The following is a 16512-nucleotide window of genomic DNA, read 5'->3' on the forward strand; positions in this document are numbered from 1 at the left end:
GTTTTAAGTGTCAGATCCGCTATATCTTGCCTATCCAATAGCTCGTCTGGGTAAGGTTTGGGTTATTCTTAAATAAGTTAGGAGAAACCGGCCAATAAAATCCGCCCTGAACGAAGCGTGCCGGCGACAACCAGGTAATGAACTGAGGATATTGCCGTGTTCGGATCAGGTCGTAATAATTATGGCCCTCCAGATACAGCTCTCTACCTCGCTCTATAACATATTCATACATCAGATTATCCTTTGTCGTCGTTGTCCAGTCAATCGGACTCCACTTTGCGTACGGATCATTCCGCTCTCTAAAGCCGTTTATGATGTCGGCGGCCTTTTGTAGATTGTTTTTATAAAGGGCTATCTCCGCTTCCAGCAGCAGCATGTCGCTGTACCGGAAAATAATGAGATTGTTGCTTAATCGCACGCTGTTTTGAGTTATTGGCACGACGTTATGATATTTGATACAAGTTGGTTGCGAACCTCCCAGATCGGTAAAGTTCTTCAGGTAACGGACGTCCGTGACACGATCATTCATTACCTGTTGCAACACCCACTGCCCCTCAATCCAATCCCACCTCCAAGCTGGCTCATTCCACCACCAGTGGCCGTCTACCCATACCCAATCCTCCGGACCAGTTGGCATTGGCTTGTAGTGCTGTGATAAGTAGGTTGGCTTAACAAAAAAACGAGAATACGTTGCACTGTAAAAGGGTACATGAGCCTCGCGTAAAAAGAACATCCCGATATGGGTAGACGAGCCCTCCAAATGTTCCTCGCTTGCAGCGATTTCGAAGATACCATCGCTGGACTTACCAACAAAGGTTCTGTAGTAGTTTGCGGTATCCACCTGCGCGTAGCCGCCGAACGATTTTATAGCTGCAATAGTAGAATCAGCGCTGTTAACATCGGACATAATAGGCTCGGCAGATGCAAGCTCTGTCGTTGTTGCCCTCCATAGATACATATGCGCCAATAACGCATACACGGCTCCTTTGTTAGCTGTGACTTTAGCTGCTCCTTGACTGCTGTAACTCCAGTCGAGCAAGCCCGCGGCTCGGTGACAGTCGCCTTCAACCTGTGATAATATTTCCGACTTCGGTCTCCTTCCCAATTGCTGTGCTCCTATAGGATCTTCCTCACTATGTAATACCAGAGGCACGTCTCCCCACACGCGAGTAAGCATAAAATAACACAGAGCGCGGATAAAGTAAGCCTGTCCTAAAGCTTCGTTTTTAAAACGCATCGGATTGTTTACCTGTGTAAAAGACTCGACATCCATTGCTGACACCTTTTCTAAGATAAGATTGCTCATGGCAATGGCCTTATAATACTTCGTCCAGTCTCCGTATGATTCGATTGTATAGCGCCATGTAAAGTCGCCTGTCTGCACTCCTTCCAATCCGTCTCCGGAATACTGAATTTCAAAGTAACTGGCTGGCACACCATCGCCGTATAAATAGTATCGAGGCACATTACTTGCATTGCCGCTGGTAACCGCATCGCGTAACAGGGCATAGTTGCCGGCGACGGCGCTGCTGACATCATCTGCCGATTGCCAAAATTCTCCCACATGCGTCGAGTTTCGGGGAAACTCTTCGAGAAAGTCTTTACAAGAACATAAAGATGCAAACAACAAGAGGGACAATATCTGTATTAATTTCGTTTTCATGATTGTATGTTATAAAGTGATCTCCAATCCAAATGTGAACTTCCTAGGCATGGGATAGCCAAATCCATTATATTCGCCATATTGATTTACCGCTTCAGGATCCGGCAATTTTTTGGAAGCCTTCCATGTTAACAAGTTGTCAACGATACCGTACACCCGAAGGCGGTTAATACCGAGCCGGGATAACAGCGCCCGACCGAAGTCATAAGATCCTATTACATTTTTCAGGCGGATGTAGCTTCCATTTTCCAAAAAGAATGTCTGCGCTGACGTATAATAATATCGGTACGTTCCCATATCAATTTTTGCGTATTCTGCCTTGTCGCCGTCCTGGCGCCAGATATCATATTTGCTTAGATCTGGATAAGCTTTTACGGCAAATTGGCCGTTATCAAACACTGTCGCGAAAGCATCTGCCTCGTACAGGTTCAAAATGTCCCTATCTAATGTGAAGTTCAGAAAAAACGAAAGGCTAAAGTTCTTATACGAAAATGTGTTGGTCCACCCCCCTGTCCATTTCGGATTAGGGTCGCCTATCGGCATTTTGTCCGGATTAATACCGTCTCTATACGAATCCAGGAAGTAGTCTCCATCTAAATCTTTCAAATGAAACATTCCGGCTCCGTATGGGCCTCCGTTACCGTATAACTCGCCCGAATAGGGGTTCACGGGGACATCATTAATGGAAGAATACACCCCTAATGTCTGAAACAAATAGAACGCGTTAATAGGACTCCCGATAGAAAGAATGTGCGATGCGTCGAATCGGTCTCCTGACATCACCAGGTCCCGTCCACCGTTAGGAAGGCTCATGATCTGATTTCGGTTATAAGAAATGTTAAAATTGGATCTCCAGTTCACTGGGCTGGTCCGCGACAGCGGGTTTGCCCCGATCACGAGCTCCACACCTGCGTTCCGGACACCCACCGAATTGGTCATCGCGTAATCGTAGCCGGTACTCACCGGCAGTTGCACAGCAAAAAGCTGGTTATACGTTTCCTTGTTATATATATCCGCACTTAAACTGTATTTGCCGTTCAAAAGCTCAACATCTGTTCCGATATTCCAGCTTCTACCTTTCTCCCAGGTCAGATTATCCTGAGCCACGCCGTTAACGAAATTGGGAGTAATGGCAATCACTCCGTTGTAAGAGGGCGCGTTGTCGTTTCCGGCGTAGCCTCCAGCATTTACTCTATACATATTATACGGTAAATAGTTCTGCCGGGGTAAATTGCCGGTAGTACCGTAGCTAGCTCTCAGTTTCAACAGAGAAATGCTGGCGTGATCCTCGAGAAATGCTTCTTCGGATAGTAGCCAGGCCGCGGAAGCCGAAGGAAACCAACCAAACTTATTGTTTTTCCCGAACCGCGACGACCCGTCAGTCCGTATACTTCCAGACAAAATATAGCGTTCATCGAAATCATAACTGAGTCTTGAGTAATACGACAGCAATCCCCACGCCTGATAATCTGAATATCCGCCCTGATAATCCTGCATAAAACCCTGTACTACTTTTACCTGATCAGAGCTACCATAATAACCCCATGCCGAGGTTACCTGATATTTATCGTGTTCAATATCCTGTCCGAGCAGCACTGACAGCGAGTGTTTTCCAAACTTGTCGACATAGTTAAGATAATTAGATGTACGCCAGTTTTCCTGTGCAGAGGTCCATGAGTCGGAAGAGTTCCCTAGGTAATTATTGAGCATACTCGGCCGGCTGAAATCTCTTCGCCCAGTATTATACTGAAAAGCCGTCTGCGAGGTGAAGATCAACTTTGGCAATAGATTGACGTTTACATTCAGGTTGAGGCTTAACTGGCTCGTTATGTTCTTGTCCAGATCGCCGTCGTATACACCCATATAATAATCACGGCGTGCGTCCGAAAGATTATAAAGAGACGAAGGCATATTATTCGCGTTCCAGGGAAAAGGGTTGGTGTCGCTACCGTTTCCTCTCGGCCTATCGATAAGCGTATAAGAGACAATCGGATTAATGCTGACCTTTTCTTTTACGGCCTTTGTCATAAGATTCAGTCGGGTTGCAAACCGGGTAAATCCAGTCTGCTTAATTATCCCTTCTTCATCATAATAGTTACCACTAAAACGGTATGTCGAGTTGCCACCGCCACCATTAACGCTTAGATCGAGATTCTTCAAGAGCCCTTTTTGATAGAACATCTCCTGAAAATTCGTGTTTCCGTTAAACGCGGGATTTAAACTATCCGTAAGAATAAACGGCAAATTAGCGCGTTCCATATAATTGAGCTGGTTTTCTATAATCGACATTTTCTGGGCACGCTCAGCGCTTCCGAGTGCCACATCGCGTAGCTCAGGTCGCATAGTAAGTCCTGAGTAGCCGTTAACGGAAACCGTCGGCTCCCTAACCCCGCCCTTCTTGGTCGTAATCAGTATCACGCCGTTGGCCGCACGGGAACCGTAAATAGCGGCGGCAGATGCATCACGTAGAACAGAGACCGACTCGATATCATTCGGATTTAATCCGGCTAGAAAATTTGTCCCCGTACCGGTGTTAAGATTGGAATATTGTTCGGTAGGCTGTGGAATACCATCCACTACGTACAAAGGACTACTCAAAATCTGTGCTTCATCATACGTATTACTAAGTCCGGTAGACCCCCGTACATAAACCGTTCCCATACTTCCAGGTGCCCCGCTAACGTTCTGTACGTTCACGCCGGGAAGCCGGCCCTGCAAAATGGTCTCAAAACTCGCAGCAGGAATATTTTCCAGCTCTTTACCGGAAATCGTGGAAACCGCAGCTGTGTTCTTTTTTCGCGTTACGGACTGGTAGCCTATAACTACCGCCTCCTCCAGACTGCTTTCATCTTCTTTCAACACAACGAGTAACGGTGTACCCTGCATTGCCGTCCGCTCTTGTTGCTTATACCCGACAAAGGTAAAAACCAACGTCGCCTGTTGTTTACTGAGGCTGATACTGAAGTTTCCCGATCCGTCTGTTTGAACCACGTTTGAACTTCCTTTCTCTTTTACGCTGACCCCTGCAATTGGTTCTCCACGCTCGTCTTTTACCGTCCCCGAATAGGACGTTGTTTGTGCGAAGACAACGGTGGACACCAGTAGTGTCAAAAAGGAAATCACCCCGTGCAGAATAATTTTAGGAGGTCTTCTTTTCTGTTTTTTCATAATTTTGACGTTAAAGTTTAATTTAATAGCTATCTGTCCCGCACACACCATGTCTCAGGCAAATGGATAAAACAGCTATGTTATATTACCACTTGACCGATCTAGTAGACTTCCCTTTAGGAATGGCATCTGTTTTTTTGGTTAGTTATTAGGCAAGGTCGGAGCTACATACGATATTCAACAGCACACGATTTGAGCTGAACCATGACCCTTTTCTTCTTCCAAAGATACAACCAAAAGACATCGCTAAACGCTGGATTTTAACCATTTACAACCATAAATTAACAATGATATATGGAATCAAACAGTGTTAAAAAACGCTCACGTAGCGCTTCGCTGGCGGAGGGAAATGGACTATTTCTGCTATGTCACTAAAACGGAACAACACGACGTTCCCATCTTACACATACAGAAAAAAAACGTAGGTGCCCAAAGGACACCCACGTTTGAAGTTTTATAAAATATTCATACCACCCGAAGGACACCTAAGAAACGCCTGACCATTACCGTCCTTTTTCTTCAGTATCTCGATAAGCTTGACCGCCACGGCATGTAGCACCGGAGCTCATACGCTTTTTACGGCAAGTAGAGATGGTGCTTTTAGTCCTGGCGGAAAGCTGGCAGGCGGACGCAGTCGTCCCCTCAATTGACACGGTTCGACCGTACTTACGGTAAGCACGATACAGCTCCCTTGGTCAATAACGAATGGTTCATTCCTTTCATTTCAGTACATCCAGCTCGGGGTATGATCCCTTTAACAGTTTCCGTCCCCGAAGTGATAGATAATACGCCCCCTTCGCCGCGTCCCCATTACAGGGACTTCATCACGAATGTGCGGCCTTCCGTCCCTGCGCCACGCATCCGTCTTTGCCTCTTGCAATGTCTGCTGCTTTCGGTTTTTCCCTTCACGTCGCGACAGATGCCGCATGGGCTTATCCTCGCAGTGTTACTAGACATCGGTGCTGCCTTCAGATAATCCTTTTGATGCCATCCAGCGGTTCATTCGCATCCGCCTTCCTATCGGATGCCTGCTATTTCTGGCTGCCTGTTCCGACAACGTTCACTACCGAGACATTTAATCCCAGCAGCTCGGTGATAGTTGAGACCGAGACCTCTATTCCTATACCAAAGGGTCTACCTTCATCATTGTACAGCATCAAATCTCATGTCATTCGTGGCACTCAATAGCCCGGGTTTTGCGTTAGTTTGGGATTCTTGTTAAGCTCATCGTTCGGAATCGGGAACAACGTCCGGCTGATCGCATTAGGGTGCGGATTATGATTGAACCACGATTTCGTCTGGAATACGCCAAACCGGATGATGTCCTGCCGACGATGTGCCTCTGCGGTAAATTCCCACCCCAACTCATCCAAAAACCGTCCATACCGAATATCTCCTCCTCCGGTACCCGAGACAGTCCCATCTTTATCCTGCCATCCGTAGTTATACACACTTCCTTTCAATAGATCAGCACCTGTTACAACGGCTTTTTCGGGATTAGATCTAAACGCGCGCTCGCGTACAGCCGACACCAATTCAGCGGCGGCATTCTCCTTTCCCGTTCTAAGTAAAGCCTCAGCTTTCATCATTAGAATGTCGGCGTATCGAAACATGGGGTAATCGTTATCCAAGTTGTTCGTCGCCCCCTTTTTTATTTCGTATTTTCCTATTCTATAGCCGGCATTGGACGGAGCAACAGTTCCATCACCGCCGATACCGGGAACGGATTTTACATAGTTGATAACTAGTTCTCCCGTCGTAGCATGATACTGCGGTCCCTGTATCCAACTGTCGTAGAGACGTTGATCGTCGGCGTCGTATGTATCGATAAACTGAGGTACGGCACAGTTGCCTCCCCAAGGACCTGCCGCCATGTTATATACCAACCGGCTAAGCGGATCCAACGTTTTCATATGGATCTGGCTGCCGTGTCCGTATACTTCATCATACGGAACAGCAAAAATAATCTCAGGCGAGCCGTGGTTCGTTGATGAAAAAACATTTTTGTAATCGGTGTCCAAACGGTACTTATTGGCGTTTATGATGATATCCGTCTGTTCGATAACATTTTCCCACGCGGGCGTTCCTATATATACCTCGGCATTAAGAAAGATTTTAGCTAATAGCGCACGCGCTGCCCACACGTTCATCCGCCCATACATAGGTTCGACATCTTCCGACAACATCGGGATCACCTCTTGCAATTCATTTACCACAAACTCATATAGCTGTTTCCTATTTTTTTGATCGGGCAGGCTTACATCTCTATAGTCGGTAACAATCGGCACATTTCCGTGATTATCCAGCAACAGATAGTACGCCAAGGCGCGCGCCGCCCTTAATTCCGCAATGGCGGCATTTCCGACGTCCGCTGGAAGAGGTAACGAGCCATCCTCGATCTGCATGATGACGAGATTAGCTTTCGTAATACTGGCGTAGGCTTGTTGCCAGGTATTATAGGGCTGCCATTGCACCGCATTCCACGTATGTTGGTGCATCCTTCTATATGTACCGGCGTCGTCCCAGCCGTTCGGACGAACTGGCGTAATGATATGGTCCGCCGATTCTTCCTGCAGGTCGAAATATCCTTGCCAACCGAACATGAGCGAACGAAACGACGCATACACCGGCGCCAAGATATAGGGCAGATCGCGTTCCGCAGGCCGATAGTCTTTTTCCAAGACTTCAGAGAAAACCTCTTCGCTAAGGTCGGTACACCCTTGACACAATAGACAGCAGGACAAGAGCATGCCTATCCACTTTTTATATTGTATTGTATTAAACTTTGACATATTTATAACGTTTAAAATGAAACATTCAAACCAGCCGTAAAGGTTCGCGTTGTCGGATAACGGTCCCGATGCTCTATACCGGGCGCAAACGTGAAATCACCTGTGTAGCTCGTCGCTTCCGGATCAAGTCCCTTATAACCCGTGATCGTAAGTAGGTTTAGCCCCGACACATATATCCGAAGACGATCTATACCCTTGACTATTCCCGGCTTAAAGGTGTATCCGAACGTAACATTATCCAGCTTCAGAAAGTCGGCGTCTTCGATGTAATGCGACACGTACACCAAATCATTGGTTAATCTCTTTCCGTAAACGGGATCGTACGCCGTCTTCAAAGCGTTATACGCTTTATTTACGGGATTTTCATAATACATCCGCGTCATATTGAGCACCTGATGTCCGAACGCTCCTCGAAAACTGAAGCTAAAATCAATGTTCCGAAAAGAAAAGCTGTTATTCCAACCTATGTTTGCATCTGGAATACCGTTCCCATAATATTGGCGATCATCGGGTGAGGCATCTGCAATGGGAATAGTTTCCCCCGCCCGATTTTCTATTAGCCACTTTCCGTTTTCATCTACCCCCACAGTCTTCCACACAAAGAAATCGCCGATGGCGCGTCCAACTTCCACGCGGTGTGTAGACATCTGTATCGGCTCTCCTGTGTATCCAGCCTCGAAGAACGGGACAGTCACATTAAACTGCTCGTTGGACAGGTTTATCAACTTATTTTTATTCGTTGCGAACGTCAGTGTAGTCTTCCATTTCCAGTCGCCGCGCTGGATCACGTCAACATTGATCAAAGCTTCAAATCCTTGGTTGCTCATCTCTCCTGCGTTCAACATCATACTACTGTACAAGTACGGAGGAGACGGCACATTGAATTGGTAAAGTAAATCCCTCACCCTGCGGGAGTAATAATCCAATGATCCATACACCCGGTTATTAAGCATGCTGAAATCTACCCCGACATTGTACTCATATTTCTTTTCCCACCGCAAATCGGGGTTGAAATTACGCGACGGCACGAACCCGGGCACCCATCTTCCGTTAATATAGGCACCCTGCCCCTGCTGGAAGTTATAACTAGTCTGGGACATATACGAGGAGGACGCAATTGTTCCTGTAACGCCAAACCCGGCACGTAGCTTTAGTTGTCCAATAAGCTCATTTTCTGCAAGAAACTCTTCTTTAGCCATATCCCAACCTAGGGAAATTGCAGGAAAACTTCCCCACTTATAGTTTTCACCGAAAGTGGAAGAGCCTTCGCGTCGGACGCTCGCCATGATCATATACCGCTCTTTATAACTATAGGTCAGCCTTGCGAAAAAGCCAGCCAGCTTCCATTTGTCTTTGTAACTGGTCATTTGCGCCATACCGCGTTGCAAAGCCATTCCGGACTCCAGCTTATTATAGCTGTAATTGTCTGTCGGAAAATCAAAGTTATAAGCATAAAAATTCTCGGAAGTTCTATCCTGCCAGCTATATCCAGCCAAAGCTCCCACCTTATGTTGTCCAAAGGTCTTATTGTAAGTTGCGGTAAGCTCCATTAAATTTTCCGTAGCGGCATATGTCGTTCGTGAAGCCGTCCCGTTGAGGTTGTTTTTGGTGGTGTTAACATGGTCGAATGAGGTTGAGCTGCCATACAAATCATTTTCCTGTACACGAGACAGTAACATCTTAACGCTTAGTCCGTCCACTGGCCTATAATCCAAAGAGCCATTGAGCCGCGTTTCACGGAAAACCCGATCGTTGACAGATTCATGGATCATGCTCAAAGGGTTATCATACATATATGCATCACGTTCTTGCCATTTGCCGTCTTCGTTAAACACACGATCCGTCGGATTCCGTATGATAGCTTGTCGCCACATATAGTCAGAAGCCCCCCCCTGCAATGCCTTTATGCTTTGGTTAATAACCTGCATATTCGATTTCAGCTTTCCATCAAACATGTCATGATTAAGTTCCGCACGTACATTAAGCCGTTCCTGCCCGCTTTTCAATAATACGCCTTCCCAATTTCTGTAGTTGACTGAACCCGTAAAATTGGTTCTGTTATTTCCTCCGAACAATGCCACATTGTGATTATGGCTAAAAGGTTGCTGGGTTACCTCGTCAATCCAATCGGTAGTGGCCCCAAGATCCGTATACGCTTCACCCTCCGCTATCAGTCTTCGATAGTCTGCTGCACTAAGCATATCCGGCCTACGGAAAAGGGTTTGAATGTTTGCATAATTATTGTAGGTTATAGCGGTACGGTTCTCCGTGGCATTGTTTCTACGTGTTGTGATAAGTATAACCCCGCTTGTCGCCCGGGTTCCATAGATCGCTGCGGCAGCACCGTCTTTCAGGACGTCGATTGATTCAATATCTTCCGGCGCTACTGTGTTGAGGCTGCCCGGTATCCCGTCTATGATTACCAGCGGATTCTGCGAGCCATTGATGGAATTTAGTCCCCGAAGATTTATCTGAGAAGTACTATTCGGGTCGCCGTTGGGTGTTGTAATACGCAAGCCCGCAACTTTGCCTTGAATAAGCTGTCCAGCATCCTTTACCGTACCCTGCGTAAAGTCTTCAGCTTTCACACTGGCTATGGCACTCGTGACCTCCCCTTTCTTTTGGGTGCCATAACCAACGACGATGACTTCGTCCAAAGCATCTTGCGACTTCAAAAGTGTTACCGTAAGATCGGTCTGGCTCATTAGGGAGATCGTTTGTGAAATGTAGCCTACTGCCGACACCCCGAGCGTATCGCCGCGTCTATAAAGCAGGTTAAAATTACCGTCTGAGTCGCTACTTGTACCGGTATCGGACGATTGGATCCTCAAACTCACGTGGGCTACCGGGTTTCCTTCGGCATCGAGAACCCTTCCTTTAAGCTGGGTCCGCTCCTGTCCCCTTGCTCCATGGGAAAGCAAAAAGAGACAAAAAATGTAGATTATTGTTCTGAGAGGTATCATAAATCAGATTTACATTATTGTAACATCAAATTTACGCGCCTATCACCTGCCATTTCAGTCGCATTTTCGCTAATACAAACACGATTTTAACCGTCAGTATAACATTTTATAATTTCGTGGTTCCTGTCTGCCGAGCTGATCGCTACTTGGAAATGTAAAATCGACATCTCTACAAAAAAAGTAGGTACCCCACACTGTCCGTAGAGTTAGCCAAGCGATCTCTAAGGATAGACCCATAAACAGGAGTCTCAGCCCCTTTTATCCTAACAACCTTAGTGACGCTCCGCTTCACACTAAGGATAGTGTTGGGACTATTTCTGCTATTTCACTAAAACCGAAACAACACGACGTTCCCATCTTACACATACAGACAAAAAAGGAGGTGCCCAAAGGACACCTACGTTTGAAGTTTTATAAAATATTCCTCACCACCCGCAGGACGGTAGGAAAAAGGGTGAAGAAAGGGCGGTGTCCTTCGGGGGAAAGTTAGTAGCTGTTCCACGAAGGAGGTTCAGTCCCGATCAAATGCCTAACAAAAAAGTCGCGACGTTTTTTCTCGCCATATTCTCCACCAGAAGAATGCCCCATGCCGGGAACCACGATCAACTCGTGGTCTTTGTTCGCTTTGATCAATGCATTAGACAGTTGATAAGTAGAAGACGGATCCACATTATCATCAAGCTCGCCGACAATGAGCATCAATTTCCCCTGAAGCTGCGCCGCATTCTCCACGTTCGAGCACTGCGCGTATTCACGGCCTACAGGCCATCCCATCCATTGTTCGTTCCACCAGATTTTATCCATCCGGTTGTCATGGCAACCGCATGAGGATACCGCGACCTTATAAAACTCAGGATGGAACAGCATCGCAGCAGTAGAACTCTGTCCGCCTGCCGAGGTGCCGTATATACCAACACGTTCAAGGTCCATATACGCGTATTTGGCAGCAGCCGCCTGCATCCAGCGGATGCGATCCGGAAATCCGGCATCCTTCAGGTTTTTCCAACATACGTCATGAAAAGCTTTTGACCGGTTAGATGTTCCCATTCCGTCTATTTGTACGACGATAAAACCAAGCTCTGCCAGCTCTTGCATACCACTTGGGTTGGGAATATATGTTTTGGGCACAAATGAACTATGCGGTCCGGCATAAATATACTCGATGACGGGATACTTTTTATGCGGATCGAAGTTCGTTGGCCGGATAATAATCCCCCAGATGTCTGTTTGCTCATCACGTCCTTTAGCCGTAAATACCTCCGGTGCTTTCCAACCTGTAGCCAACAGGTCGCTGTTATCTGCACGCTCCAACTCCATGACAACTTTTCCTTCCCTGTCCCGCAAGACTGTCGTCGGAGCTTTATCGATACGGGAATAGATGTCTACAAAATAGCTAAAGTCCTTGTTGAAAAATGCCGTGTGGTTTGCGTCTTCCTTCGTCAGTTCACGCAAGTTCTTCCCGTCGAACCCAATACTATAATAATGAATCAGGTAAGGATCTCCATCCTTGTATTGTCCGCTAGCCTCAAAAATAATCTGCTTTCGCGCTTCATCCACGTGTACGACCCTGCGCACCACCCAGTCTCCCCTCGTGATCTGGTTGATTACTGCCCCTGTCTGTCCGTTATAGCGATACAAATGGTTCCAGCCATCACGTTCCGAGGCCCAGATAATCTCCTTTCCATCGCTAAGGTCTTGTCTGTAACGCTTTCCGCTATAGTCGATAAATGTTTTGCTGACCTCGTTAATCAGATAACGGCTCCGGCCAGTGGAAGCGTCTAATTCTACCACAGCGTATTGTTGGTGTCCGCGTTTGTTAAACTCAAACGTAATAGCCCGGCTGTCCTCCCGCCAGCTGATCCTGCTCACGGAAAATTGATTCTCGACCAAATGCGGATCGCAAGCCATTAAAGTATCGCGCCCTAGATCATAAATTATGGGGTAATACTGAGATAAGGCGTCTCCCGGCTTCGGATAGTCGCGCGTCTGCAATTTAGGTTGCAATTGATCCAACGGGGATGATTCCAACAACGTCAACACCCGAACCTCGGCTTTCCTAACCTTACTGCCCGCAAGCTTTCTCCCATCCGGCGACCAGTGCAAGTGTGCCGAATAATATTCTCCCGGACTTCCATCAAATGTTAGCTGCCGTTCCGACTCGGGATCGGCCTTCATCGCCACATAGATATTGCTGTTTTTGATATAAGCAATCTGCGTCTTGTCCGGCGATTCAACAGGCTCGCCCTTGCTATCGTCGAAGCGCTGCCCCCAATATCCGCCTCTTCTATCCCGCTTTATCTGCTCTTCTTTAGCCAGTCTGTTGGTGGATCTATTCCAGCTCCACGTATATCCCTCATATTCGAATGCGACAGTGTCGATCCCTCTTAATGTGAGCCTTTCACCGGTTAACGCCTTCTCGTCTACGGTACGCCCTAAAGCAGAGCTCAATGCAGATGCCACTGCTTTCGGGTTAAAAAAAGTAGATTTCGACCTGTTTTTGGGATCAACCAAGATAAACATGCGACCTTCTTTTGTGTTCTTTTCATACCAAAAGAGACGACCATCGCTGTCCCATTTTATGTGGGAAGGCACGTGATAAAGCTTGTTGGCGATCTTTGCCCGAAAACCTTTTGCGCGCTGGTAATCTTCGATTGTTCCTTGTGCCACACTGTTTACAGACAGTAAGCACACCAATGAAAGTATGTTCAAAAACGACTTACACATGTTGCTTGTTTTTCTTGTTTACAAAATAGAAAATAGGTACACCAGCGAGCGCTATCAAAACGCCGGGCATAGTATAATAGGGTTTATAGATCAACATTAGAATGATAAACGCTAACCCCATCACTATGTAAATAACAGGCAGAAAAGGATAGCCTAACGCTTTATACGGCCGCGGGAGCTCTGGACGGGTATAACGTAAACGTATCACCCCGACAATAGCCAGCACATAGAATATTACCACCACACAGGTAATCATATCCAACAGGTCGCCATACTTTCCACTGAGGCACCACAAGCACGCCACGACGCATTGTAACCACAAAGCATACGCCGGTACAGCACTTTTGTTTAGGGTTCCCACTTTCTTAAAGAACAGTCCGTCCTGCGCCATAGAATAGTAAACGCGCGCTCCGGCCAGGATAATGCCATTATTACATCCGAAAGTACTGATCATGATCATGATCGCTATAATGCCGATGCCGAAGGTGCCAAAAATTTCCTGGGCGGCACTCATGGCGACGCGGTCTTTTGGTGCGGTCGCCATCTGATGAAGATCCAGCACGGCTGTGTACATCAGGTTCGTCAGCAGGTAGATAGCTGTCACGATGATGGTTCCTAGCGCGAGGCTGAGCCCGATATTGCGCTGCGGATTTTTAATTTCTCCCGCGACGGCGGAGGAAGAGTGCCAGGAATCGCTGCTAAACAACGCCCCCACCAATGCTGCGGAAACCGCGCCAAACGCTCCAAAGGTAGAATATTCGCCGAATGATCCATCTGCATGCAGCCGTCGTAATTGCCAAAGGTCGCCAGCAGCGCTCCAATTGGCGTTCCATATCGCGTGTTTATAGGCCAAAAAGCCGCACAGGATCAGTAATAACAGGCTCAGGATTTTTATCAATGTCAAGGTCGTCTGCACACGCTTTCCGCTGTTAATACCCCTTGCATTAATTCCTGTTAGCAACACAATGACGCCGATGGCCAACAGCTGCGCCGAAGATACGCTATAATTCCCTACGGCGAAGAGATAGACGTCTTCGTCGAGTATAGGGAACAGGTAAGCTGTAAATTTGGCAAACGCTACGCCCACCGCAGCGATGGTCGCCGTCTGTATCACGGCGAAAAAGGTCCATCCAAACACGAAGCTTACCAGTGGGCTGTAGGCCTCGCGGAGGTATACATACTGCCCTCCTGCTTTCGGAAACATAGCACTCAGTTCGCCATAGCTTAATGCAGCTGTAAGTGTCATGAAGCCGCTTATTATCCAGACAGCCATCATCCACCCTGCCGATCCGGTATTCCGTACAATATCTGCGGATACAATAAATATGCCGGATCCAATCATGCTGCCTGCTACCAACATGGTCGCATCGAGAAGCCCCATGGATTTGCGAAAAGATTGCGGTGTGTTTTCCATGCTACTTAAATGTATAAAACTTCCAAGATGCCTCGTGATCGGGAGACAGCTGCTGATCAGTCAGAATGGCCCGTAGCATCTCCATCGGCATATAGTTTTCTTTGATCACTTTGTCGTGAAACTCCTTGTAGGACATCTTTCCCGCATCTACGACCTCATGCTTTATGCGCATTAGTTGCAGACCGCCTACCAAGTAAGCCAGCTGATAAAGCGGGCCATAGCTCCCTTCGAACGAGCGCTTTACCTCACCATGGGCATTGGCCGGCTCAAAGCCGACACGATCTACCAGATAATCTATACATTGCTGTGGTGTCCACTCGCCGAGATGAAACTTGATACTAAACGTAATACGTGCACACCGATGCATACGCCAGAACAGCATTCCTATACGTTCCTCGGGCGTCTTCGCAAACCCCTTGCTATAGAGTAGCAGCTCCCAGTATAAGGTCCAGCCTTCCGTCCAAAAAGGTGTGTTAAATGCACGTTCGCGGTACGGCTTGTGGCGCCGGTTCATAAAATACTGCAGGTGATGGCCGGGATTCAGCTCATGCTGAACGGTGCCTCTGGAGAAATAAGGATTATTTCCGCGCATACTCATCAGCTTCTGCTCCTGCGTCATGCCTATCGTTGGATAGGAAATACTAATCTCGCGCCCTCCCGTAAAAAAAGGGTTCACCAACTGCCGTTCCGGCGTCATCATAATCATCCCCCATGTCTCGTCGGCCAACGGCGGGATGTCCATCAATTCGTTTTCCCTAATAAACTCTTGTGCTTCATTATATAATCTAAGAATAAGTTCGGGCTGTTGGCCTACCGGAACGTAAGCGTTTTTGACTTTTTCCTGAGCCGCTTTCCAGTCGTTTCCAAATCCCATCTCCTGCGAAGCTTTCAGTAGCTCCGCTTCACACCAGGCAAACTCCTGATCAGCCAGCCGGAGCAGATCATCCGCGGAGTAGGCGATCATCTCCTCTTTCAGCAGCCTATTGAGTTCGTTCCTTCCGATGGGTGTACCACCAATCTGGCTTCCATCGTCGAATACCTTCCAATCGCTCTTTTTCGACAGCAGCTCCATATAGCCATTGAGCTGTTCCGTCAGCCGCTTATAAGCCGCCGGAACCCACCACGTAAAAGACGGCTCATACTCATTATAGAAGTCATAGGAACTGGTCAAACGCAAGGAAAGCGACTGTATCATATCCTTTAAAAAGTTGACATCCTGATAAGGTAAAGAGGACATGGTCGCTAATTTTTCCTTAGCAACGTCCACCTTACGGGACGCCTCTTCCAACATACCGGCAATGGCTTGCCCCTGTACGTTTGCTCCACGCCTCCGCAGCTTCTCGAAAGCAAAAATTTCTTCCGCAAAAGGAAGATAAGCAGCGAGCCTGTTGTAATCCGACTGTCGCTGGGTAAGCTCTGTAATGTCGCGCTTTATTCTTCGGTTTAACAACACAAAATCTACCTGCCCATTGGTGTTCAGGGCACCGAACGGGAATGCCTTTAGCTTATCGAGATAGTCCCGATCGAGGTCCAGCAGCCGCTGCAGCTGCTCTGGTGAAGCTGCAGCGGGTTGACTTCCCCAGCCTTTAGGCATTGGGCCGTAAAAATAATTGACAGCCTGCACGTCGTGCCCATACTGTACAATCAACGGCTCTATAGGTGTCGTATGATGATATAGGTCGTATTTTTGTGCCATAATAACGCCATAAAGGAGGGTAAGAAAAAAGCAGATCGTTGTTTTCCTGACATATAAATAAAGTCTTTTCATTATTAAGTCGTTTACATACT

7 protein-coding genes are annotated in these 16512 nt (G+C 47.3%); all 7 read right to left on the reverse strand.

The annotated features are described in order from the left end of the window. Positions 1-19: 19 nt before the first annotated feature. Positions 20-1663: a RagB/SusD family nutrient uptake outer membrane protein gene (locus tag BC792_RS06325; RefSeq protein WP_148908145.1), complete on the reverse strand. Its 1644-nt coding sequence runs from the start codon at positions 1661-1663 to the stop codon at positions 20-22. A gap of 9 nt (positions 1664-1672) precedes the next feature. Beyond that, the gene (locus BC792_RS06330) at positions 1673-4831 is read right to left on the reverse strand and encodes a SusC/RagA family TonB-linked outer membrane protein (protein ID WP_170249979.1); all 3159 of its coding nucleotides are present in this window, start codon (positions 4829-4831) and stop codon (positions 1673-1675) included. Between the two features lie 1181 nt (positions 4832-6012). Then, complete coding sequence (locus tag BC792_RS06335; protein ID WP_211357484.1) at positions 6013-7623, reverse strand: RagB/SusD family nutrient uptake outer membrane protein; 1611 nt, start codon at positions 7621-7623, stop codon at positions 6013-6015. A gap of 11 nt (positions 7624-7634) precedes the next feature. Beyond that, a complete protein-coding gene (locus BC792_RS06340) occupies positions 7635-10586 on the reverse strand; it encodes a SusC/RagA family TonB-linked outer membrane protein (RefSeq protein WP_148908147.1) in 2952 nt (983 codons plus the stop codon). A 486-nt stretch (positions 10587-11072) separates the two neighbouring features. Continuing rightward, on the reverse strand, positions 11073-13253 hold the full coding sequence (locus tag BC792_RS06345; protein WP_246154883.1) for a S9 family peptidase: 2181 nt from the start codon (positions 13251-13253) through the stop codon (positions 11073-11075). Positions 13254-13302: 49 nt separating this feature from the next. After that, positions 13303-14724: an APC family permease gene (locus tag BC792_RS06350; RefSeq protein WP_148908149.1), complete on the reverse strand. Its 1422-nt coding sequence runs from the start codon at positions 14722-14724 to the stop codon at positions 13303-13305. A 1-nt stretch (position 14725) separates the two neighbouring features. Next, the gene (locus tag BC792_RS06355) at positions 14726-16492 is read right to left on the reverse strand and encodes a DUF885 family protein (protein ID WP_211357485.1); all 1767 of its coding nucleotides are present in this window, start codon (positions 16490-16492) and stop codon (positions 14726-14728) included. Positions 16493-16512 lie beyond the last annotated feature (20 nt).

Origin of the sequence: Sphingobacterium allocomposti, assembly GCF_008124885.1 — a bacterium.
Taxonomy (GTDB): Bacteria; Bacteroidota; Bacteroidia; order Sphingobacteriales; family Sphingobacteriaceae; genus Sphingobacterium; species Sphingobacterium allocomposti.

What these genes read in the sequence shown, in the direction of transcription:
- BC792_RS06325 (WP_148908145.1), bottom strand. Translation starts at nt 1,663, where the DNA reads ATGAAAACGAAATTAATACAGATATTGTCCCTCTTGTTGTTTGCATCT.
- BC792_RS06330 (WP_170249979.1), bottom strand. Translation starts at nt 4,831, where the DNA reads ATGAAAAAACAGAAAAGAAGACCTCCTAAAATTATTCTGCACGGGGTG.
- BC792_RS06335 (WP_211357484.1), bottom strand. Translation starts at nt 7,623, where the DNA reads ATGTCAAAGTTTAATACAATACAATATAAAAAGTGGATAGGCATGCTC.
- BC792_RS06340 (WP_148908147.1), bottom strand. Translation starts at nt 10,586, where the DNA reads ATGATACCTCTCAGAACAATAATCTACATTTTTTGTCTCTTTTTGCTT.
- BC792_RS06350 (WP_148908149.1), bottom strand. Translation starts at nt 14,724, where the DNA reads ATGGAAAACACACCGCAATCTTTTCGCAAATCCATGGGGCTTCTCGAT.
- BC792_RS06355 (WP_211357485.1), bottom strand. Translation starts at nt 16,492, where the DNA reads ATGAAAAGACTTTATTTATATGTCAGGAAAACAACGATCTGCTTTTTT.